This is a genomic window from Pseudomonas quercus (genome assembly GCF_012033695.1).
Classification (GTDB): Bacteria; Pseudomonadota; Gammaproteobacteria; order Pseudomonadales; family Pseudomonadaceae; genus Aquipseudomonas; species Aquipseudomonas quercus.
In genome coordinates this window covers 237,915-256,227 of record NZ_JAAVJI010000002.1, presented here as the reverse complement: position 1 = coordinate 256,227, position 18,313 = coordinate 237,915, and the positions used below count along the sequence as shown (strand labels likewise).

The 18,313-nt window shown below is 60.3% G+C and carries 20 protein-coding genes and 4 tRNA genes; 14 read left to right on the top strand and 10 right to left on the bottom strand.

All coding sequences use genetic code 11. From position 1 onward, the window contains the following. Positions 1–68 precede the first annotated feature (68 nt). Complete coding sequence (gene earP / locus HBH25_RS04425) at positions 69–1,199, top strand: elongation factor P maturation arginine rhamnosyltransferase EarP (RefSeq protein ID WP_168081932.1); 1,131 nt, start codon at positions 69–71, stop codon at positions 1,197–1,199. A 42-nt stretch (positions 1,200–1,241) separates the two neighbouring features. Further along, on the top strand, positions 1,242–1,811 hold the full coding sequence (locus HBH25_RS04420) for an elongation factor P (RefSeq protein WP_168081930.1): 570 nt from the start codon (positions 1,242–1,244) through the stop codon (positions 1,809–1,811). Positions 1,812–1,865: 54 nt separating this feature from the next. On the opposite strand, the gene HBH25_RS04415 is transcribed toward HBH25_RS04420, so the two are convergent. Continuing rightward, positions 1,866–2,336 (bottom strand): MarR family winged helix-turn-helix transcriptional regulator, encoded by a 471-nt coding sequence (locus HBH25_RS04415; RefSeq protein WP_168081928.1) that lies wholly within the window; start codon positions 2,334–2,336, stop codon positions 1,866–1,868. Positions 2,337–2,512: 176 nt separating this feature from the next. Between HBH25_RS04415 and HBH25_RS04410 the strand changes: the two genes are divergently transcribed. Next, positions 2,513–3,262, top strand: coding sequence for a sulfite exporter TauE/SafE family protein (locus HBH25_RS04410; protein WP_168081926.1), 750 nt, complete (start codon positions 2,513–2,515; stop codon positions 3,260–3,262). On the opposite strand, the gene HBH25_RS23685 is transcribed toward HBH25_RS04410, so the two are convergent. Next, positions 3,263–3,493 carry a type 2 periplasmic-binding domain-containing protein gene (locus tag HBH25_RS23685; RefSeq protein ID WP_229631816.1) on the bottom strand — a complete coding sequence of 77 codons (231 nt, stop codon included), beginning with the start codon at positions 3,491–3,493 and terminating at the stop codon, positions 3,263–3,265. It lies immediately after the preceding gene. After that, positions 3,448–3,618: a helix-turn-helix domain-containing protein gene (locus HBH25_RS23680; protein WP_229631815.1), complete on the bottom strand. Its 171-nt coding sequence runs from the start codon at positions 3,616–3,618 to the stop codon at positions 3,448–3,450. Before HBH25_RS23680 ends, HBH25_RS23685 begins: the two co-directional genes overlap by 46 nt. Here HBH25_RS23680 and HBH25_RS04400 point away from each other — a divergent pair. After that, complete coding sequence (locus HBH25_RS04400; protein WP_420708437.1) at positions 3,553–3,738, top strand: DUF1127 domain-containing protein; 186 nt, start codon at positions 3,553–3,555, stop codon at positions 3,736–3,738. The genes HBH25_RS23680 and HBH25_RS04400 overlap by 66 nt on opposite strands. Positions 3,739–3,782: 44 nt before the next feature. On the opposite strand, the gene HBH25_RS04395 is transcribed toward HBH25_RS04400, so the two are convergent. Continuing rightward, entirely contained in the window at positions 3,783–5,132 is a 1,350-nt protein-coding gene (locus tag HBH25_RS04395; protein ID WP_168081922.1) for a class II 3-deoxy-7-phosphoheptulonate synthase, read from the bottom strand. Between the two features lie 142 nt (positions 5,133–5,274). Between HBH25_RS04395 and HBH25_RS04390 the strand changes: the two genes are divergently transcribed. Both HBH25_RS04390 and HBH25_RS04385 read left to right on the top strand, forming a co-directional pair. After that, on the top strand, positions 5,275–6,030 hold the full coding sequence (locus HBH25_RS04390) for a spermidine synthase (RefSeq protein ID WP_420708436.1): 756 nt from the start codon (positions 5,275–5,277) through the stop codon (positions 6,028–6,030). 289 nt (positions 6,031–6,319) lie between these two features. Continuing rightward, positions 6,320–7,969 carry a DEAD/DEAH box helicase gene (locus HBH25_RS04385; RefSeq protein WP_168081918.1) on the top strand — a complete coding sequence of 550 codons (1,650 nt, stop codon included), beginning with the start codon at positions 6,320–6,322 and terminating at the stop codon, positions 7,967–7,969. 72 nt (positions 7,970–8,041) lie between these two features. Here the strand turns inward: HBH25_RS04385 and HBH25_RS04380 are convergent, their stop codons facing one another. The 3 genes from HBH25_RS04380 to HBH25_RS04370 form a co-directional block, all read right to left on the bottom strand. Then, entirely contained in the window at positions 8,042–8,809 is a 768-nt protein-coding gene (locus tag HBH25_RS04380; RefSeq protein WP_168081916.1) for a DODA-type extradiol aromatic ring-opening family dioxygenase, read from the bottom strand. Positions 8,810–8,979: 170 nt separating this feature from the next. Next, complete coding sequence (gene htpX / locus HBH25_RS04375; protein WP_168081914.1) at positions 8,980–9,867, bottom strand: protease HtpX; 888 nt, start codon at positions 9,865–9,867, stop codon at positions 8,980–8,982. A gap of 210 nt (positions 9,868–10,077) precedes the next feature. Continuing rightward, positions 10,078–11,289 (bottom strand): pyridoxal phosphate-dependent aminotransferase, encoded by a 1,212-nt coding sequence (locus HBH25_RS04370; protein WP_168081912.1) that lies wholly within the window; start codon positions 11,287–11,289, stop codon positions 10,078–10,080. 155 nt (positions 11,290–11,444) lie between these two features. Here HBH25_RS04370 and msrB point away from each other — a divergent pair, with 155 nt between their 5' ends. Both msrB and HBH25_RS04360 read left to right on the top strand, forming a co-directional pair. Then, the gene (gene msrB, locus HBH25_RS04365) at positions 11,445–11,852 is read left to right on the top strand and encodes a peptide-methionine (R)-S-oxide reductase MsrB (protein ID WP_168081910.1); all 408 of its coding nucleotides are present in this window, start codon (positions 11,445–11,447) and stop codon (positions 11,850–11,852) included. After that, positions 11,852–12,343, top strand: coding sequence for a glutathione peroxidase (locus HBH25_RS04360; protein WP_168081908.1), 492 nt, complete (start codon positions 11,852–11,854; stop codon positions 12,341–12,343). The genes msrB and HBH25_RS04360 overlap by 1 nt, the downstream gene beginning before the upstream one ends. A 19-nt stretch (positions 12,344–12,362) precedes the next feature. On the opposite strand, the gene HBH25_RS04355 is transcribed toward HBH25_RS04360, so the two are convergent. Then, a complete protein-coding gene (locus tag HBH25_RS04355) occupies positions 12,363–14,687 on the bottom strand; it encodes a response regulator (RefSeq protein ID WP_168082660.1) in 2,325 nt (774 codons plus the stop codon). A gap of 121 nt (positions 14,688–14,808) precedes the next feature. On the opposite strand from HBH25_RS04355, the gene HBH25_RS04350 reads away from it, so the two are divergent. Together HBH25_RS04350 and HBH25_RS04345 are read left to right on the top strand one after the other, a co-directional pair. After that, on the top strand, positions 14,809–15,702 hold the full coding sequence (locus HBH25_RS04350; protein ID WP_168081906.1) for an ATP-binding protein: 894 nt from the start codon (positions 14,809–14,811) through the stop codon (positions 15,700–15,702). After that, positions 15,695–16,180, top strand: coding sequence for a GAF domain-containing protein (locus HBH25_RS04345; protein WP_168081904.1), 486 nt, complete (start codon positions 15,695–15,697; stop codon positions 16,178–16,180). Before HBH25_RS04350 ends, HBH25_RS04345 begins: the two co-directional genes overlap by 8 nt. Positions 16,181–16,242: 62 nt before the next feature. On the opposite strand, the gene HBH25_RS04340 is transcribed toward HBH25_RS04345, so the two are convergent. After that, positions 16,243–17,010: a hypothetical protein gene (locus HBH25_RS04340; protein ID WP_168081902.1), complete on the bottom strand. Its 768-nt coding sequence runs from the start codon at positions 17,008–17,010 to the stop codon at positions 16,243–16,245. A gap of 296 nt (positions 17,011–17,306) precedes the next feature. Here HBH25_RS04340 and HBH25_RS04335 point away from each other — a divergent pair. The 4 genes from HBH25_RS04335 (at position 17,307) to HBH25_RS04320 (ending at position 17,706) form a co-directional block, all read left to right on the top strand. Next, positions 17,307–17,382 (top strand) — tRNA-Glu (locus tag HBH25_RS04335). A 2-nt stretch (positions 17,383–17,384) separates the two neighbouring features. Next, positions 17,385–17,460: transfer RNA gene (locus HBH25_RS04330), tRNA-Gly, on the top strand. A gap of 92 nt (positions 17,461–17,552) precedes the next feature. After that, positions 17,553–17,628 (top strand) — tRNA-Glu (locus tag HBH25_RS04325). Between the two features lie 2 nt (positions 17,629–17,630). Beyond that, a tRNA-Gly gene (locus tag HBH25_RS04320) sits at positions 17,631–17,706 on the top strand. 143 nt (positions 17,707–17,849) lie between these two features. Here the strand turns inward: HBH25_RS04320 and HBH25_RS04315 are convergent. Next, on the bottom strand, positions 17,850–18,182 hold the full coding sequence (locus HBH25_RS04315; RefSeq protein WP_168081900.1) for a DUF3487 family protein: 333 nt from the start codon (positions 18,180–18,182) through the stop codon (positions 17,850–17,852). Positions 18,183–18,313 lie beyond the last annotated feature (131 nt).

Genomic DNA, 18,313 nt, shown 5'->3' with positions numbered 1-18,313 from the left:
TAAGTTCGAGCTTTACGAGCCTCCCCACCGCCCCCACAATTTGCAGCTTTGCCAGCGCGGTAAGTGCCATGGACAACGGTTGGGATATTTTCTGCAAGGTGGTGGATAACTTCGGCGATGCTGGAGTGACCTGGCGCCTGGCCCGCCAGTTGGCTCATGAGCACGGCCTACAGGTGCGGTTGTGGATCGACAACCTGGGCGCTTTCACGCGGCTGTGCCCTGAGGCTGACCTCCACCGCGCCCAGCAAACCCTGGAAGGCGTTCTCGTGTGCCGCTGGCCGGAACACTGGGTAGACACACCGGTTGCCAGCGTGGTTATAGAGGCGTTTGGCTGCACACTCCCTGCCCAGTACGAGGCTGCATTGGCCAACAGGCTACAGCCGGCCTGCTGGATCAACCTGGAGTACCTCAGCGCTGAACCCTGGGTAGGCGGCTGTCACGGGCTGCCCTCCATGAAATCAGGCGGCGTGCGAAAGTTCTTCTTTTTCCCCGGCTTCCGGCCCGATACAGGCGGCTTGCTTCGGGAGCAGGGCCTATTGGAAGCGCGTGATGCACTGCAAGGTAGCGTCAAGGCCCGTACCGCCTTCCTCAACAGCGTAGGGGTGTACCCCGCAGGCACGGCCTGCCTGGTGTCGCTGTTCGCCTACGAGAATGGCGGCTTAGGCGGGTGGTTCGATCAGATGGCGGCAGGGCCCTCATCGGTTCACGTGCTTGTGCCGGAGGGGCGTGTGCTAGCCAGTGTCCAGGCCTGGGCAGGGCAAACGCTCACTCAGGGCCAGCCGTTCACCCGAGGGGCGTTACAGGTGCAGGTACTGCCTTTCCTGTCCCAGCCAGCGTATGACCAATTGCTATGGGCCTGCGACTTCAATGCGGTGCGTGGCGAGGATTCCTTCGTGCGCGCCCAGTGGGCGGCCCGTCCCCTGCTGTGGCACATCTACCAGCAAGATGAGTACGCGCACTGGGAAAAGCTCGAAGCCTTCCTGGCCCTTTATACCCAGGCACTGCCAGTTGCAGCCGCCGAGGCCCTGTGCGCAGTGTGGCGGGCCTGGAACATGGACGGCGACATGAGCGCGGCCTGGGCAGGGCTGATGCCCCACTGGCAGGTGCTGGCTGCCCATGCCCGCAACTGGTGCACAGAACTGGCTGCCCGCCCGGACCTTGCCACGGCGCTGGTGCAGTTTCGCCGAAATTCGCTATGATACGCGGCTACGACACGTCACCACCCCATTCGGAATTGCGTAATGAAAACTGGTAAAGAGCTCAAACCCGGTACCGTCATCAAGATCGACAACGATCCATGGCTGGTGCAGAAGGCCGAATTCACCAAGTCCGGCCGTAACAGCGCGATCATGAAGACCAAGCTGAAGAACCTGCTGACCGGCTACAAGACCGAAACCGTGTATTCGGCTGATGACAAGCTGGACGACGTGATCCTGGACCGCAAGGAAGCCACCTTGTCGTTCATCAGCGGTGACACTTATACGTTCATGGACACCACCGACTACACCATGTACGAGCTGAACGCCGATGACATCGAAGCCGTTCTGCCGTTCGTGGAAGAAGGCATGACCGACATTTGCGAAGCCGTCTTCTTCGAAGGCCGCCTGGTATCGGTTGAATTGCCAACCACCATCGTGCGCCAAGTGGACTACACCGAAGGTTCGGCCCGTGGGGACACCTCTGGCAAGGTCATGAAGCCTGCCAAACTGAAGAACGGTACTGAGCTGACGGTGGCCGACTTCATCGAAATCGGTGACATGATCGAGATCGACACCCGCGAAGGTGGTTCCTACAAGGGTCGCGCCAAGTAAGTTTTGCGCGCGTGAAAACCCGGCCTGGTGCCGGGTTTTTTGTTTTTCAAGGGGTTAAATGTTCTCCTGAAGCCGGGCGCGGACCTCCAGCAGGCGGCTCTGGAGTTTGCTCAGGTCGGGTGGGTCCATCGCAATAGCCCCGAAAATGCAGGCAGGGATCTCCAATGCGGCAGCCTTGAGTTCACGGCCAGCGTCAGTCAGGTTAACGATCACCACGCGTTCATCCTCTTTGCTGCGGGTGCGGGTCAGGAACCCTAGGCTTTCCAGGCGCTTCAACAGAGGCGTCAGCGAGCCTGGGTCTGTAAGCAATCGAGTGCTGATTTCCCCAACGGTCATGCCGTTGCGTTCCCACAGCACAAGCATCGCCAGGTATTGAGGGTAGGTAAGGCCCAGCTTGCCTAATAGTGGCTTGTACACTTTGGTCATGAGCAGTGAAGTGGAATAAAGGGCAAAGCAAAGCTGGTTATCCAGCAGCAAGTGATCGCCGGGGTCGGCCGCCTGCTTGGTTAAGTGTTCGGCTTTCATGCTGATCCTTGATGTCGAATGACTATAAGTTAGCGCGAGGGTAGTTCGTGGCCATTCAATCCATGTCGGTTCTTTCGCTACGACAGCGAGCAACCTGAAATTTCGAACCGTGAAGGTCTTCAGAAGTTCGTTAAATGTTCACGGCCCGTACAGAACGGGGCTGGTAAGGGGGGTTGATGCTAGAGTGGGCAGGGTACGTGGTGTTTGGCTCTGCGCTGGGCACCTTGGGTGGAATATTCGGTATTGGGGGCGGCCTGATCGCGATTCCTGCGCTGGGTTTGCTGTTTGGCCTGGACCAGCAATTGGCGCAAGGCACCGCCTTGGTGATGGTAGTCCCCAATGTGCTGCTGGCCTTGTGGCGCTACCATCAGCGCAATCGCATCGACCCTCGCCAGGCGGCCGCACTGGGCGTAGCCGGGCTGCTGTGTGCCTGGCTGGGGTCTTTATGGGCCATAGGGCTGGACCCTGCGCTCATGCGCAAGGGGTTCATTGGTTTTCTGCTGTTTCTAGTGGCGATGAACCTGTGGCGAATGTTTAGTCATAAGCAGGCACCTGCTGCTCAACTCAAGCATGGTTGGCCTTGGCTGGGCGCATTGGGCGGCCTTGCGGGCTTGATGGGCGGGTTGTTCGGGGTAGGCGGCGCCGTGGTGGCTACGCCGGTGCTGACAGCGGCTTTTGGTGCGTCACAGGTGGTGGCCCAAGGGCTTTCGCTGGCGCTGGCTGCGCCCAGCACAGGGATCACGCTGGTCACCTATGCGATGCACAGCCACGTGAACTGGCCCATGGGCCTGGCCATGGCTGCAGGCGGTTTGCTTAGCATCAGTTGGGGGGTACGTATCGCTTACGCCCTGCCAGAACGGGTGCTGCGCATGGCATTTTGTGGCTTCTTGCTGGTCTGCGCCCTGATGCTTGCCCTCAAAGTGTGATTACAAGCGCAAACCTTCCGCGATCACCTCTGCAAGGGATTCGGTCACAGGTGACTGGGTGGCGGTGTTGCGCAGGAGCATCACGTTGGCCAGAGGCAGTTCTGGCAGGCCCTGCGCCGCACCCAGAATGCGCATGTCAGCAGGTATCAGGCTTTGCAATTGGGCCGTCACGGCCAGCCCGGCGGTCACCACCGCCATGATGGCAGCCAGGCTTGGGCTGGTGTAGGCCACGCGATAACCCTTGCCTCGGGTGTCCAGCGCATTGCAGTCCCACGCTCGAACAGTTGGCGCTGCAACGCCTCTTTCTCCAGCTGCTTCATTTGCATGCTGACGGCGGACCGGGTTCGACTGACCAATTCGCCAGCACGCGTGAAACCGCCCTGGACGATGAAGCGTTGAAGGACCTGGGCTTGAGCCGCGCAGACATCGCCATGGAAGCCGAGCGGCCTTTCTGGGATGACCCCATGCGACGTTGAAGCTGCTGGCCGGGGGCCGTGCAGGCGCCCAGCCCAGGCGTTTGTCAGGAACGACGTACCCCCTTGAGGGTTTCGGCGATCATGAACGCCAGCTCAAGGGATTGATCGGCATTGAGCCGAGGGTCGCAATGGGTGTGGTAACGGTCTGACAGTGCGTCTTCGGTCACAGGGCGTGAGCCCCCGATGCATTCGGTCACGTTCTGCCCAGTCATTTCAATGTGAATACCGCCGGCATAGGTACCCTCGGCCTGGTGTGCCTGGAAGAAGTCCTTCACTTCACCCAGCACCTGGGCAAAGTCCCGGGTCTTGTAGCCGGAGCTGGCCTTGATGGTATTGCCATGCATAGGGTCGCAGCTCCACAGCACCTGCTTGCCTTCGCGTTGCACAGCCTGTAGCAGCCGGGGGAGGTGCTCGGCCACCTTGCCTGCGCCCATGCGCACGATAAGGTTCAGGCGGCCCGGGTCGTTGTCAGGGTTGAGCACGTCGATCAGGCGGATCAGCTCGTCGCTGTCCATGCTTGGCCCCACTTTAACCCCGATGGGGTTGCCGACCCCACGCAAGAACTCCACATGCGCGCCGTCTAACTGGCGTGTGCGGTCGCCGATCCATAGCATGTGCGCCGAGCAGTCGTACCAGTCGTTGGTCAGGCTATCCCGGCGTACGAAAGCCTGTTCGTAGTTGAGCAGTAGCGCTTCGTGGGCGGTGAAAAAGCTGGTTTCGCGCAACTGCGGGAGGTCATGAAGCCCACAGGCGCGCATAAAGCCCAGGCTTTCATCGATGCGATCGGCCAGGCGGTGGTATTTATCGGCAAGGGCCGAGCCTGCAATGAAGTCCAGGTTCCACTTGTGCACCTGGTGCAGGTCAGCGAACCCGCCCTGGGCAAAGGCGCGCAGCAAGTTAAGGCTGGCAGTGGACTGGTGATAAGCCTGCATCAGCCGTTCTGGGTCCGGCACACGGCTTTTCTCGTCAAAGCCGATACCGTTGACAATATCGCCCCGGTAGGCCGGCAGCGTCACTGCCCCTTGGGTTTCATCATTGCCCGAGCGCGGCTTGGCGAACTGCCCGGCCATGCGCCCCACCTTCACAACCGGGCAACCGGCCGCGAAAGTCATCACCACCGCCATCTGCAGCAATACCTTGAAGGTGTCGCGAATCTTGGCGGCAGAGAACTCGGCAAAGCTTTCGGCGCAATCGCCCCCTTGCAGCAGGAATGCGCGGCCGTGGGTCACCTCGGCAAACTGGCGGCGCAGCTCGCGGGCTTCGCCGGCAAACACCAAGGGCGGGAAACCGGCAAGGGTATGCTCTACGCGGGCCAAGTGAGCGGCATCAGGATAGGCGGGCTGTTGCTTGATCGGCAGCTGGCGCCAGCTGTCAGGGGTCCAGGGGGCGAACATGAGGGCCTCGCAATAAGGGCAGGGGCACGCATGGTAGCGTACCCGCCGGGGTTTCGCTTCGCTGGCGCATTACCGGGCGGTAGGGGAGAATGCACGGTTTACGCTTAGCAACGGCCCTCTCATGGACGAACCCAACCAACCCCTGTCGCCCGCTTCGGACGAGCGCCTGCTGGCCGAGGTCGAAGATGCCTTTGGCATTATTCGCGTGTGGGCAGTGGGTGAGTACCGCTTTCTGGAATTCGGCCAGGCCATCGAGCAGAGTTGCGTGTTCATGCCAGACCCTGCCTGGCTGGAATACGACTACACCCGCGCCATGCTCATTGGCGCGCTATGCCACGAACAACCGGAGACGGCTCTGTTCCTGGGGCTGGGCGCGGGGAACCTGACTCAGGCCTGCCTGGCGCACCTGCCGCTCGAAGACGTTGAATGCATCGAACTGCGCCCTGACGTACCCCGCCTGGCCATGGAATACATGGGGCTCAAGGACGACCCGCGGTTGTACATCCGCATAGGCGATGCGCTGGCCTTGCTGCCCACGGCGGAGTCGGCTGACCTGGTATTCGTGGACCTTTACACCGACCAGGGGCCTGGTGTGGCCCACTTGGCCTGGCGATTTTTGGAGCAGTGCCAGCAGCGCCTCAACCCTGAGGGCTGGCTGATTATCAACCAGTGGGCCAGCGACGATGGCAAGCCCCTGGGGGCGGCCCTGCTGCGAGGGCTGTATCACCGTCATTACTGGGAGCTTCCCGTCAAAGAGGGCAATGTCATCCTGCTGGTGCCTGCGGACCTCAACCAGGCCCTGGACATCGATGCCATGCGCCAGCGCTGTGCTCAGCTGGCGCCGAAACTGGGCTATTCGCTGGACTACCTGCTTAACGCACTACGGCCTGCCTCCTGAGGCGGCCCAACGGGGGCGGGCGGGGCAGCGCTGTCTTGGCAGTGAAAAAACTCCCCCGCACCCTGCCTTTTCAGGTATGATGCGCGCCGGCCTTTTAACGGGCCACGTTTAGGTAGCACTCTCCGAAGACAGCTTCGGCTGACGTCCGCACTAGCGGGCTCTCCTGACGATTCATTCATCAATCGTTTTCGCAAATCCCCGCCGCCAAAGTTGCCAGGGTGACTCTCGAAGTCTTTCGGCATGCGCAGCTTTGGAATGGGTCTTTGCGGATGCACTTAGAGGCAGACCCATGACCCAGGAATCCGGCGGCTTCGCCGCGCTCGAACTTCATCCAAGCATCGTTGCAGCAGTCATTGCCACAGGGTACGAAGAACCCTCGGCAATCCAGCAGCAATCGATTCCGATCATCCTGGCCGGTCACGACATGATCGGCCAGGCGCAGACCGGTACCGGCAAAACTGCCGCGTTCGCTCTGCCGATCCTGCACCGTATTGACCCGAGCAAGCGCGAGCCGCAAGCCCTGATCCTTGCGCCAACCCGTGAGTTGGCGCTGCAAGTGGCTACCGCGTTCGAAACCTACGCCAAGCAAATGCCTGGCGTGAACGTTGTAGCTGTATATGGCGGAGCCCCGATGGGCCCGCAGCTCAAAGCCATTCGCAATGGCGCGCAAATCGTCGTGGCAACCCCCGGCCGCTTGTGCGACCACCTGCGCCGCGACGAAAAGGTGCTGTCGACCGTCAACCACCTGGTGCTCGACGAAGCCGACGAAATGCTCAAGCTGGGCTTCATGGATGACCTCGAAGTGATCTTCGAAGCCATGCCTGAAACCCGTCAGACCGTGCTGTTCTCGGCTACCCTGCCGCAGTCCATCCGCGCGATCGCCGAGCGTCACCTGCGTGACCCCAAGCACGTCAAGATCCAGACCAAGACGCAAACCGTGTCAGCGATCGAGCAGGCTTTCCTGCTGGTTCACGCCGACCAGAAAGTGCCAGCCGTGCTGCGCTTGCTGGAAGTGGAAGAGTTCGACGCCCTGATCGCTTTCGTGCGCACCAAGCAAGCCACCCTGGACCTGGCCAGTGCCCTCGAAGCCAAAGGCTACAAGGCCGCGGCGCTGAACGGCGATATTGCCCAGAACCAGCGTGAGCGCGTGATCGAGTCCCTCAAGGATGGCCGTCTGGACATCGTTGTGGCTACCGACGTAGCGGCACGTGGCCTGGATGTACCGCGCATCACCCACGTGTTCAACGTGGACATGCCGTACGACCCGGAATCCTACGTGCACCGTATCGGCCGTACTGGCCGTGCCGGTCGCGAAGGCCGTGCACTGCTGCTGGTGACTCCACGTGAGCGCCGCATGCTGCAAGTGATCGAGCGCGTCACGGGCCAGAAGGTAGCCGAAGTTCGCCTGCCCAATGCCCAGGCCGTACTGGATGCACGCATCAAGAAGCTGACCAACAGCCTGTCGCCACTGGTAGCCGACGCAGAAGCCAGCCATGGCGAGCTGCTCGACCGCCTGACCGCAGACATTGGTTGCAGCCCACGCGCGTTGGCCGCCGCCCTGCTCAGCAAGGCCACCAACGGTCAAGCGCTGGACCTGGCCACCGTTGAGCGGGATCAGCCTCTGGTGCCAACCGCTGGTGCTCAACGCGAGCGCAGTGGCGAGCGTCACGAGCGCCGCGCCCCCATGCCGCTGGGCGAAGGCCGCGTACGCTGCCGTACCGCCCTGGGTGCTCGCGACGGTATCGCCGCGAAAAACCTGCTGGGTGCAATCCTCAATGAGGGTGGCCTGGTGCGTGAAGCTATTGGTCGCATTCAAGTGCGTGACAGCTTCAGCCTGGTCGAGCTGCCGGAAGACGGCCTGGACCGTCTGCTGGCCAAGCTCAAGGACACTCGCGTAGCGGGCAAGCAGTTGAAACTGCGCCGTTATCGTGAAGACTGAGCCGTAGCGGCCACAACAGAAGCCCCCGCCTGAATGCGGGGGTTTTTGTTTTCCGGGCAGGCGTTTTGGTTATCAACCAAACCGATACACATCCATGCCCAAGGAGCCCAACGTGAACCCTTGGTGCGCAGCGCTGAACGCGCCACCAGCACCCAAGGCGAAGTACAGCGGCAGCAAGTGCTCATCGCTCGGGTGGTTGCGCAGGGCGTAAGGCGCTTGTTGGCGGTAGTCCAACAAGGCATCAAGGTCTGCGCGTTCCAACTTTTCCACCATCCAGTCCCTGAAGGCCAATGCCCAGGGCGCTGACTGTTCGTCGTCTGCATAACGGTCCAGCTCCCGCAGGTTGTGCGTGATGCTACCGGAGCCAACCAGCAGAACGCCTTCACTGCGTAACCCTGCCAGCGCCTCGCCAACGGCCACTTGCAGGGCAGGCCCGTGCTGGCTAGGCAGTGACACCTGCACCACAGGAATGTCAGCGTGCGGGTACATCAAGCTCAATGGCACCCACACACCGTGATCGAAGGGGCGCTGTGGATCGAGTGTGGCGGGCAACCCATGCAGCGCCAGCTGGTCAACAATGCGTTCAGCAAGGGCAGGGTGCCCTGGCGCGGGGTAATTCACGGCATACAGCGGTGCAGGAAAACCACCGAAGTCATGCCAAGTGCGGGGGGCCGGGTGGCTACCCACCTGCAAGGTCTGGCTTTCCCAGTGAGCAGACACCACCACAATCGCGCTGGGCCGCGTGAATTCCGTAGCCAGCCGTTGCAGCGCCGGGCCACTGGCACCCGGCTCCAGCGCTAGCATGGGCGAGCCGTGAGAGACGAACAGGCTAGGCAGCATAGTGGCCTCATAAAGAAGAGAATGCCTGATCTTCAATCAGCTTCTCTTTTAGATCCAGCCCATTTTCCTGCACAAACCTATCGAATAAACCCAGCCCTGATCCCAGAAAACGCAAAAGGACGGCTTTCGCCGTCCTTCTTGAAGCTTGAAGCTTGAAGCTTAACGCTGGCTCAGCCCCGCTGACGCAACGCTTCGATACGCGCTTCCAAAGGCGGGTGGCTCATCAGCAGCCCTGCCAGGCCCTGTTTCAAGCCGCCGTTGATGCCGAACGCGGTCAAGGTGCTTGGCATAGTGACCGGCACGCCCTGTTCGGCGTGCAACCGCTGTAGCGCATTGATCATCGCGCCCGTACCGGCCAGGCGGGCACCGGCGTCGTCGGCCCTGAATTCGCGACGGCGCGAGAACCACATCACGATGATGCTGGCCAGAATGCCCAATACGATTTCGGCGAAAATGGTCGCGATGAAGTAGGCGATACCTTGCCCTTCTTCGTTCTTGAAGATCACCTTGTCGACGAAATTACCGATGATCCGGGCGAAGAACATCACGAAGGTGTTTACCACGCCCTGTACCAGGGCCAGGGTCACCATGTCTCCGTTGGCCACGTGGCCGATCTCGTGCGCCAGTACCGCACGCACTTCATCGGGCGAAAAACGTTCCAGCAGGCCTTGGCTTACAGCGACCAGCGCGTCATTTCGGTTCCAGCCGGTAGCGAAGGCGTTGGCTTCATAAGCGGGGAAAATGCCGACTTCAGGCATTTTGATACCGGCCTCGCGGGACAGCTCTGCCACGGTCTGCATCAGCCATTGCTCATGGCGTGTGCGGGGTTGGGTAATGACCTGGGTGCCGGTGCTCATTCGGGCCATCCATTTGGAGATGAACAGCGAGATCAGCGAGCCGGCAAAGCCGAACACTGCACAGAAGACCAGCAGTTGGCTCAGGTCAAGGTCTACGCCGTTTGCCGCCATGAAACCGTTGAAGCCGAACAGGCTCAGGGTGATGCTGGCAATCAGCACCACCGCCAGGTTGGTGGCCACGAACAGCAGAATGCGCATCATGGTGTTGAGGTACTCCTGACAAATAGAGGTAGAACGTAGTCGGGTATATAAGGCGCCTTGCTGGCCGATTCAACCGAGCGACTATTTCAAACTGTGTCGTCAGAAGTTTCCTACGCGATGTGTCGAAAAATGCCATCTCTTGCAGCCCGTGCGAAACCTTGGCCTGCACGGCCTCGGGCCTGTGACAGCACCCGAAGCCATGGCCAGGCGTTACTGGCGATAGGTACGCAGGAAATTTCCGATACGGCCGATCGCCTGCTCAAGGTCATCGACCCTGGGTAGCGTTACCACACGGAAATGGTCAGGCCACGGCCAGTTGAAAGCCGTGCCCTGGACCACCAGCAGTTTTTCCGACAGCAGCAGGTCCAGCACGAATTTCTCGTCGTTGAGAATGGGGCAAACCTTCGGATCAATACGCGGGAAGGCATAGAGCGCGCCCATAGGCTTGACGCAGCTTACGCCGGGAATGTCATTGAGCAGTTCCCAGGTGCGGTTGCGCTGCTCCAGCAGGCGCCCAGGGGGCAGCACCAGGTCATTGATGCTCTGGTAACCACCCAAGGCGGTCTGGATGGCATGCTGGCTGGGCACGTTGGCGCACAAACGCATGTTGGCCAGGATATCCAAGCCTTCGATATAGCTCTGTGCATTGTGCTTGGGCCCGGAAATGGCCAGCCAGCCGGAGCGGAAACCGGCCACACGGTAGGACTTGGACAAGCCGTTGAAGGTCAGGCATAGCAGGTCTGGTGCCAGAGAGGCTGTGCTGATATGCAGGGCTTCATCGTAGAGAATCTTGTCGTAGATCTCGTCGGAAAACACCACCAGGTTATGCTGGCGGGCCAGCTCAAGCATGCCCAGCAGCACGTCCTTGGAGTACACCGCACCTGTGGGGTTGTTGGGGTTGATGATCACCATGGCCTTGGTGTTAGGCGTGATCTTGGCCTTGATGTCGGCCAGGTCGGGCCACCAGTTGGCCTGTTCGTCGCACAGGTAATGCACGGCATGCCCGCCTGCCAGGCTGACGGCCGCTGTCCAGAGGGGGTAGTCCGGCGCAGGTATCAGTACTTCGTCGCCATTGTTGAGCAGCGCCTGCATGGACATCACGATAAGCTCGGACACGCCGTTGCCCAGGTAGATGTCTTCAATGCCAACGCCGTCTACCTGCTTTTGCTGGTAGTACTGCATCACCGCCTTGCGGGCGCTGAACAGCCCCTTGGAGTCGCTGTAGCCTTGGGCAGTGGGCAGGTTGCGAATCACATCCTGAAGGATTTCTTCCGGGGCCTCGAAACCGAATGGGGCAGGGTTGCCGATATTCAGCTTGAGGATGCGGTGGCCTTCTTCTTCAAGGCGTTTGGCATGCTTGAGGACCGGCCCGCGGATGTCATAGCAGACATTGGCGAGCTTGTTGGATTTGCTGAACTGCATGATGAGATCCCGAGGAGTGGCCGGGCGGCGCCGAAATTGGATTTGAACGCGCAGTGCGCGGGTGACAGACTGGCAAGGCACAAAGGCGCAATCATACGTGCCGCTCCCATCACGGAAAAGCCACCTGGCGGATTTTCCGCAGCCGAGGCAAACCCATGAACAAAGTTGAAAAAACCCTGGAAGAATGGCGCGACATGCTCGACCCAGAGCAATACCGCGTGTGCAGGCTGGCCGGGACCGAACGGCCCGGTACCGGCAAATACAACATGACCAAGACGCCAGGTGTGTACCATTGCATCTGCTGTGAAGCACCCTTGTTCGATGCTAGCAGCAAGTTCGACTCTGGTTGCGGCTGGCCCAGCTTCTACGAGCCTATCGGCGAGCAGGCGATGGTGGAGATTCGCGACACCACCCATGGCATGATTCGTACCGAAGTGCGCTGTTCAACGTGTGATGCCCACCTGGGGCATGTCTTTCCCGACGGCCCGCCGCCCACCGGCCTGCGCTACTGCATCAACTCGGTATGCCTGCAACTGGTGACGGCTGACGGGGAGCGGGTGTAATGGCAGCCTCGCTGCTAGACATACCCTGCGCCACCATGGCATCTGGACCACGCACTTTGGCCCAGATGCCTGCACGGGCATGGCTGGTGGTCAACACCGCCAGCAAGTGCGGCTTTACGCCCCAGTACCAAGCCCTGGAGCAACTGTGGCAGCGTTACCAAGCGCGCGGGCTGATGGTGCTGGGCTTTCCCTGCAACCAGTTCGGCGGGCAGGAACCAGGCAGTGAGGCCGACATCGCACAGTTCTGCGAGCTCAACTTTGGGGTTACTTTTCCTTTGTTCCGCAAAGTAGAGGTCAACGGTTCCCAGGCTCACCCCCTGTTCGTAGCGCTCAAGCAGCGCGCGCCAGGGTTATTTGGGAGCCAGGGGATCAAGTGGAATTTCACCAAGTTTCTGGTGGATGCCTCGGGGCAGCGGGTGAAGCGCTTTGCGCCTCTTACCAAACCCCAGCAGCTGGAGGCTGAAATAGAGGCATTGCTAGGCCCGCCTTAAGCGGGCACTTGCGCTGGTATCAAGGCGCGCCCTCTTGGGGTGCTATCCATTGATCGATCATGGCAACCAACTCCTCGCGTCGGAAAGGCTTGGCAAGATAATCGGACATCCCCGCTGCCTTGCACCGCTCCCGCTCCTCAGGCATGGCATTAGCGGTCAAGGCAACAATGGGCAAGTCGGGCCAGCGGCCGCTGTTACGAATGCGCCGTGTAGCCTCGTAGCCATCCATCACTGGCATATTGCAATCCATCAATATCAGGTCGAATGGCTGCTGTTCCAGCGCCTTTATGCCTTCGGCACCGTTCATGGCCACTTCTACCCGGCAGCCCAGCTTGCTGAGCATGCCTTTGGCCACAAGCTGGTTAACAGCGTTGTCTTCGATCAGCAGGATGCGGGCATGCCGCACTGTGCTACGTTCGCCTGGCAAGGGCATTGGCAGTGCAGGGGAGGGCTCTTCCAGGTGGCTGCGCAGGAAATCGAGCAGCGCCTGGCGTGACAGCGGGCGCGGTAGTTGATGCATGGGAGCCAGTTCTGCTGCCTGGTCCGCAGGCAGGAAATTCCCATAAGCCGTGACCAGCAACAACGGCGCAGCGACACTGGGGCGCAACTTGGGCAGGCAATTAAGGCAATCGGTAATGACCAGGTCAGGGGATAGGCCATCCAGCGAAGCCTGGCTGTCATGACACTGGTACTCAAGCCCCCAACGCGGCAGGTACTCACCCAGCATTTCAGCCAGCCCGCTTTCAGCCTCGCTGACCAGTACCACTGTGCCGCGCAGCCTGGGGGCCGGGTGGGCAGGCGTATGCACGGGCAGTGGCAGGTCGGCATGGAAACGGCTGCCCATGCCTACACGCGAGCTGATGCCTAACCGGCCATGCATGGCCGTACACAGGTTGCTGGTAAGGGCTAGTCCTAGGCCTGTACCACCAAACTGGCGGCTGATACCTGCACCGGCCTGGGTAAAAGGCTCGAAAATCTTGATCTGGGCTTCTGGTGGTATGCCAATGCCGGTGTCTGTAATCTCGATTCGAACCTTGTCTTCCAAGTACTGCAACCTGACGTCTACACGCCCCTGGCGCGTGAACTTCAACGCATTGGACAGCAGGTTGCTGATGACCTGCCGAATGCGCATCGGGTCGCCCACTACCATGGCGGGGAAGCCGGGCTCTACCAGGCATGTCAGTTCTACGTCTGGCGCCGCATTCTGAGAGAACAGGTTGGCCGTGTCTTCGGCCAGTGCCGCAAGGTCGAAGGGAAGCTGTTCAAGTTCCAGCTGGCCGGCGTCGAACTTGGACAGGTCAAGGATATCGTTCAACAGTTCCACCAGCACCTTGCCCGAGTCATGGGCAATGGCCAGTTGTTGCCGCTGTTCGCTGGAGAGCGGGCTGTCGAGTGTAAGGGCGATCATGCCGAGCAAGCCGTTCAGTGGCGTGCGAATCTCATGGCTCATGTTGGCAAGGAAGGTGGAGCGGGCCTGCGCCATTTCCAGTGCGGTACGCTTGGCAACTTCCAGCTCGCGGTTGGTCTGGCTCAATCGCTGGTTGCTGGCTTCAAGCTCAGTGGTGCGTGCCGAAACAATAGATTCCAGTTCATCGAGGTACGCCGTAAGCCGATCCTCGGCGGCGCGGCGCTGGCGTATTTCCACAGCGGTGCGGTCAAGCTGCTGGTTAGCCACCTTGATCAGCACGCCTATTTCGTCGTGCTGATGCCCGGAAGGCCAAGGCAGGTGTTCCGGGGTGGCCGCGCCGGGGCTTGACCGGCTCAAGTGTTCAATCACATGAACCAGCGGCTTGGTCAGCATGAAATAGAACATCACCAGTAGAATGGCAGTGAACAACGTGGTGCGAAGAAAGCCACTGACCAGGGTCACCTCGGCGCGTTCGATGAACCGCCCGCCCAAGGGCGCGGTATCGATCACTACACTGAGCGTTCCCAGTTTCTCGTCCGGTAGGTGTTCAAGAAACAATGGCACCGAGATTTCAAGGCTGCGGCCGAAGAGGGCATCGGTGATCATGCGGTACGAGGCATCGGCCTTGGAGCGTTGAACTGCCGCCAACAACGTGTTCTCGTTATCTGTGAGCCGCGCACTTACGATCGATTCGGAGCGAAGCAGGCCACGGGTCAGCTCAAGGGCCAGTTCCCGGTCAATGTTATAGGCAATCCGGGAGGCCGGGTTCTGGCTGATTTCCAGCAGGGAGGCAATCTGGCGTTTGAGCAGGTCGCGGCTGCTGGCATAATCGAGCGAAATCTGCACCACGCTCAGCAGCGTGCCCAGTAGCAGGCCAACCACCACGGTTAGCCGTGCTTGTTTATAGGACAACCGCTGGTTGAACTTGATACTCATTGGCACAGCGCTGATTTCCTTATTGATGTACCCCCCAGCATAGTCAAGGAGGTACGGCCTGGCAGTGGCCAAGGGCGTATCCTGTCTCCTGTATAGCGCTTGTTGGCGCCGAGGTGAAGTTGTGGATGACCGTTTGTATCGCTTTCTTGACCGCGCCGAAGCGGTATTGGCACGGTTGGAGCCATTGCTCCCAGTGGCTCGTCCGGTTGTGGACTGGACAGTCGCCCTGGCGGCCCGCTGGCAGCAGGACAGCCGTGGCGGCTACCTGCTGCCGCTGGATGTGCGGCTGGACATTCGCCTGGACGACCTGCGCGGCGTCGACAGGCAGCGGGAGCAGCTAGCGCGCAATACCCGACAGTTGCTCGACGGCCTGCCGGCCAACCACGCCTTGCTGTGGGGCGCTCGGGGTACCGGCAAGTCCTCGCTGGTTCGGGCCTTGTTAGCCGAATACGCTAGCGCCGGGCTACGCCTGGTTGAAATCGAGCGGGATCACCTGGCGGACCTTCCGCGGGTGGTCGAGCAACTGCAAGGGCTGCCCCAGCGTTTTGTGCTGTTCTGCGACGACCTCTCATTCGAAGCCGGAGAAGGGGACTACCGTGTGCTGAAAAGTGTGTTGGACGGGTCCTTGGAACAGGCCCCGGAGAACGTATTGTTGTATGCCACGTCCAACCGCCGCCACCTGGTGCCCGAAAAGCAGAGCGATAACGACAATTGGACACGTGTGGAAGGTGAGTTGCACCCCAGCGAGGCGGTAGAAGACAAGATTGCCCTGTCGGATCGGTTCGGCCTGTGGCTGTCGTTCTATCCCTTTACCCAGGAACACTACCTGAATGTGGTCGAGCATTGGGTGGGGACGCTGGCGACCAAGGCCGGCCTGGCCTGGCAGCGGGACCCGGCCTTTGACATTCAGGCCATTCGTTTTGCGACCTCGCGCGGCAACCGCAACGGTCGCTGTGCCTATCAATTTGCCCGCCATTGGGTGGGCCTGCACATGTTGGAGTCGAATCATGATTGATCTGCAAGCTACGGGCGCTGGCCTGGAAGGTTATGCATTACTGGGCGCTCAGCTTGAAGCGCTACTGGCAGGAGAGCGGGACTTCGTCGCCAACGCTGCCCAGTTCTCGGCATTCCTGTTCAGCGAGCTGCCAGGCCTGAACTGGGCGGGCTTTTACCTCAACCGTAACGAGCAGTTGGTATTAGGCCCTTTCCAGGGCAAGGTGGCGTGCGTGCGTATTCCCTTCGACAGGGGCGTCTGTGGCGCGGCTGCCCGTACTCGAACCACTCAGCGCGTGGAGGATGTGCACGCATTCCCAGGGCATATCGCGTGCGACAGCGCCTCGAACAGCGAATTGGTGGTGCCCCTGGTAAAGGCCGACAGGCTTATTGGCGTGCTGGACCTGGATAGCCCCAGCACAGGCCGATTTACGGCGCAGGACGCGGCAGGTGTAGAGGCCTTGGTGAGTATTTTCCTGAATGCCACGGACGTTGCCTGAGCGCTATCCGTGCACTGAGCGCTCGCCTGGCTGAGCGCGCAAGGGGCCGGAACCGACGAGAGCTAGTCGTAGAGCGCCTTCTTTTTCCACTCGGTTTCTTCTTCGGTGTCCTTCAACCCGGCGGTCAGCGCATTGTGGTCGCCATCCTGGGGCAGGTTCTTGTTCTGTAGCAGGGCATCGGCCCGGGCGACCATCTTCTGTGCGTAGGACAATTCTTCGCTGTAGAGCGAAGGGTCGGGTTGTTTCTTCAGGTATTGCACGGCCCGCTCATACGCCAGGCGCGCCTGGCCAAGCTCTCCGTCAGTCAAGGCCTGCTGCCCCAGGTTATCGAAAAACTCCAGGTGCAGCTTAACCAGCAGGCCACGGATCACGTTAGCCCAGTGGCGGGATTCGCCTGGCTTGAAGATGCCTTCCTGGGCAGCCCGCAGTATCTGGTGGTGCAGGCCCTCGATCATGAAGCTCACGTCCTTGGCCTGGGGTTCTGTCACAATCGGCACGGAAGGGTTCTTGATCTCCACCTCTTCCTTGCCCATGTCCAGCTCCAGCTCGGCAAGCCGCTCCTTGAGGGCCAGGTTGGCTTTATTCAGCGCAAGTGCACGCTTGACCACATTGTGTTCCAGCCGGTGCATCAGCATTTTCAGTTCCGGCGTGGTGAGCTGGCCGGGGAAGCGTTCATTGAGTTCGGCACAACGGCGCAGGCGGTCCTTGAACTCATGGCCCAGCCGTACCTTCTCTGCCTTGTTGGCTTCCACCATGTTGTTGAGAAAGCCGATGGCAACGAGCAGCGCGATACCCGCTATCACGATTATGGCGATCATCATATGTGTCACGGGGCTGACCTCTTTTGTACCAATGGCTTGAGTGTAGTGGCTGCAGAAACAGGTGCACAGCGCAGCCCATTGCGCCAGGGCGGGCAGGGCGCCTGAATTATGCGCGTGGCATAAAGCGGGGCATAGCCCCACGGTGGCATTTTGAGGCCCTTGCACAGGCTTGCTCGGGCTGAAGCCTTTGATTTGAATAATTTTTTCACGAGGGCTTGACGGGTGTGGAAACCATCCCTAGAATGCGCGCCACTTGCAGCGTAAAGCACTTTGCTCGGCGTTGCAGGCAGTGAATGTTGTAGCGTGTCCCCTTCGTCTAGTGGCCTAGGACACCGCCCTTTCACGGCGGTAACAGGGGTTCGAGTCCCCTAGGGGACGCCATTGCGGGAATAGCTCAGTTGGTAGAGCACGACCTTGCCAAGGTCGGGGTCGCGAGTTCGAGTCTCGTTTCCCGCTCCAGTTTACATGCGCACTGCTTATGGCGGTGTGGGTAAAACCCGATACCGTTGAGGTGTTGGGCACGAAGCAAGCAGTTAGTGCTTCGGGCAGTTGTCCCCTTCGTCTAGTGGCCTAGGACACCGCCCTTTCACGGCGGTAACAGGGGTTCGAGTCCCCTAGGGGACGCCATTGCGGGAATAGCTCAGTTGGTAGAGCACGACCTTGCCAAGGTCGGGGTCGCGAGTTCGAGTCTCGTTTCCCGCTCCAAATATCGATCTACAGAGTTCCATAGAAGTCTGTAGGTCCTTGAAAATAGACGCTTCGGCGTCTTTTTTCGTTCCAGCGCAGTATGCCTGAATCCACCAATACCTCATTCTTGAAACAGCTCATCACACACCCGACGGGTGTTCCTAAACCCTGAGCGTTGCACCCAAAGCTAGAAAGCCCAGACGCTGCGTCAGCCCCGGATAGCGGAGGCTGCCCCAGCTGTGCAGCCGGCGATGCAGCCAAGTGTCCGTGCGGCCTCGCTTCAACCCCTGCAACACCCCCCCACCTGCGAACACCCCCACTGTAATGGCTGCAACAATGCAGGTAGGCAGCAGGGCGATGCTGTGCGCCACCCAGGCCAGCCCCGACCCCAGCAGCATGGCGCCGACGACGATGGTCAGGCCGAACTGGCCCCAGGTGGCACACCCGGGGTGGATCTCGGAATAGGGGGTATAGGCGTGGTAGGCACGGTGCATTCAATCCGGCAACGCAGGGTTCCGCATTAACGTAGATCTACGGGAAGATACCTAGCATTTTTGCCAGTAGATATTGTTCAAGGGGTAAATCAAGAATGGCTCCATGAGGCCCTGATCGGGATGGAGCGCTA

Bases quoted from the DNA above. Each gene is read 5' to 3' on its own strand.
- earP (WP_168081932.1), top strand. From the start codon at position 69: ATGGACAACGGTTGGGATATTTTCTGCAAGGTGGTGGATAACTTCGGC.
- HBH25_RS04420 (WP_168081930.1), top strand. From the start codon at position 1,242: ATGAAAACTGGTAAAGAGCTCAAACCCGGTACCGTCATCAAGATCGAC.
- HBH25_RS04415 (WP_168081928.1), bottom strand. From the start codon at position 2,336: ATGAAAGCCGAACACTTAACCAAGCAGGCGGCCGACCCCGGCGATCAC.
- HBH25_RS04410 (WP_168081926.1), top strand. From the start codon at position 2,513: ATGCTAGAGTGGGCAGGGTACGTGGTGTTTGGCTCTGCGCTGGGCACC.
- HBH25_RS04395 (WP_168081922.1), bottom strand. From the start codon at position 5,132: ATGTTCGCCCCCTGGACCCCTGACAGCTGGCGCCAGCTGCCGATCAAG.
- HBH25_RS04385 (WP_168081918.1), top strand. From the start codon at position 6,320: ATGACCCAGGAATCCGGCGGCTTCGCCGCGCTCGAACTTCATCCAAGC.
- HBH25_RS04380 (WP_168081916.1), bottom strand. From the start codon at position 8,809: ATGCTGCCTAGCCTGTTCGTCTCTCACGGCTCGCCCATGCTAGCGCTG.
- htpX (WP_168081914.1), bottom strand. From the start codon at position 9,867: ATGATGCGCATTCTGCTGTTCGTGGCCACCAACCTGGCGGTGGTGCTG.
- HBH25_RS04370 (WP_168081912.1), bottom strand. From the start codon at position 11,289: ATGCAGTTCAGCAAATCCAACAAGCTCGCCAATGTCTGCTATGACATC.
- msrB (WP_168081910.1), top strand. From the start codon at position 11,445: ATGAACAAAGTTGAAAAAACCCTGGAAGAATGGCGCGACATGCTCGAC.
- HBH25_RS04360 (WP_168081908.1), top strand. From the start codon at position 11,852: ATGGCAGCCTCGCTGCTAGACATACCCTGCGCCACCATGGCATCTGGA.
- HBH25_RS04355 (WP_168082660.1), bottom strand. From the start codon at position 14,687: ATGAGTATCAAGTTCAACCAGCGGTTGTCCTATAAACAAGCACGGCTA.
- HBH25_RS04345 (WP_168081904.1), top strand. From the start codon at position 15,695: ATGATTGATCTGCAAGCTACGGGCGCTGGCCTGGAAGGTTATGCATTA.
- HBH25_RS04315 (WP_168081900.1), bottom strand. From the start codon at position 18,182: ATGCACCGTGCCTACCACGCCTATACCCCCTATTCCGAGATCCACCCC.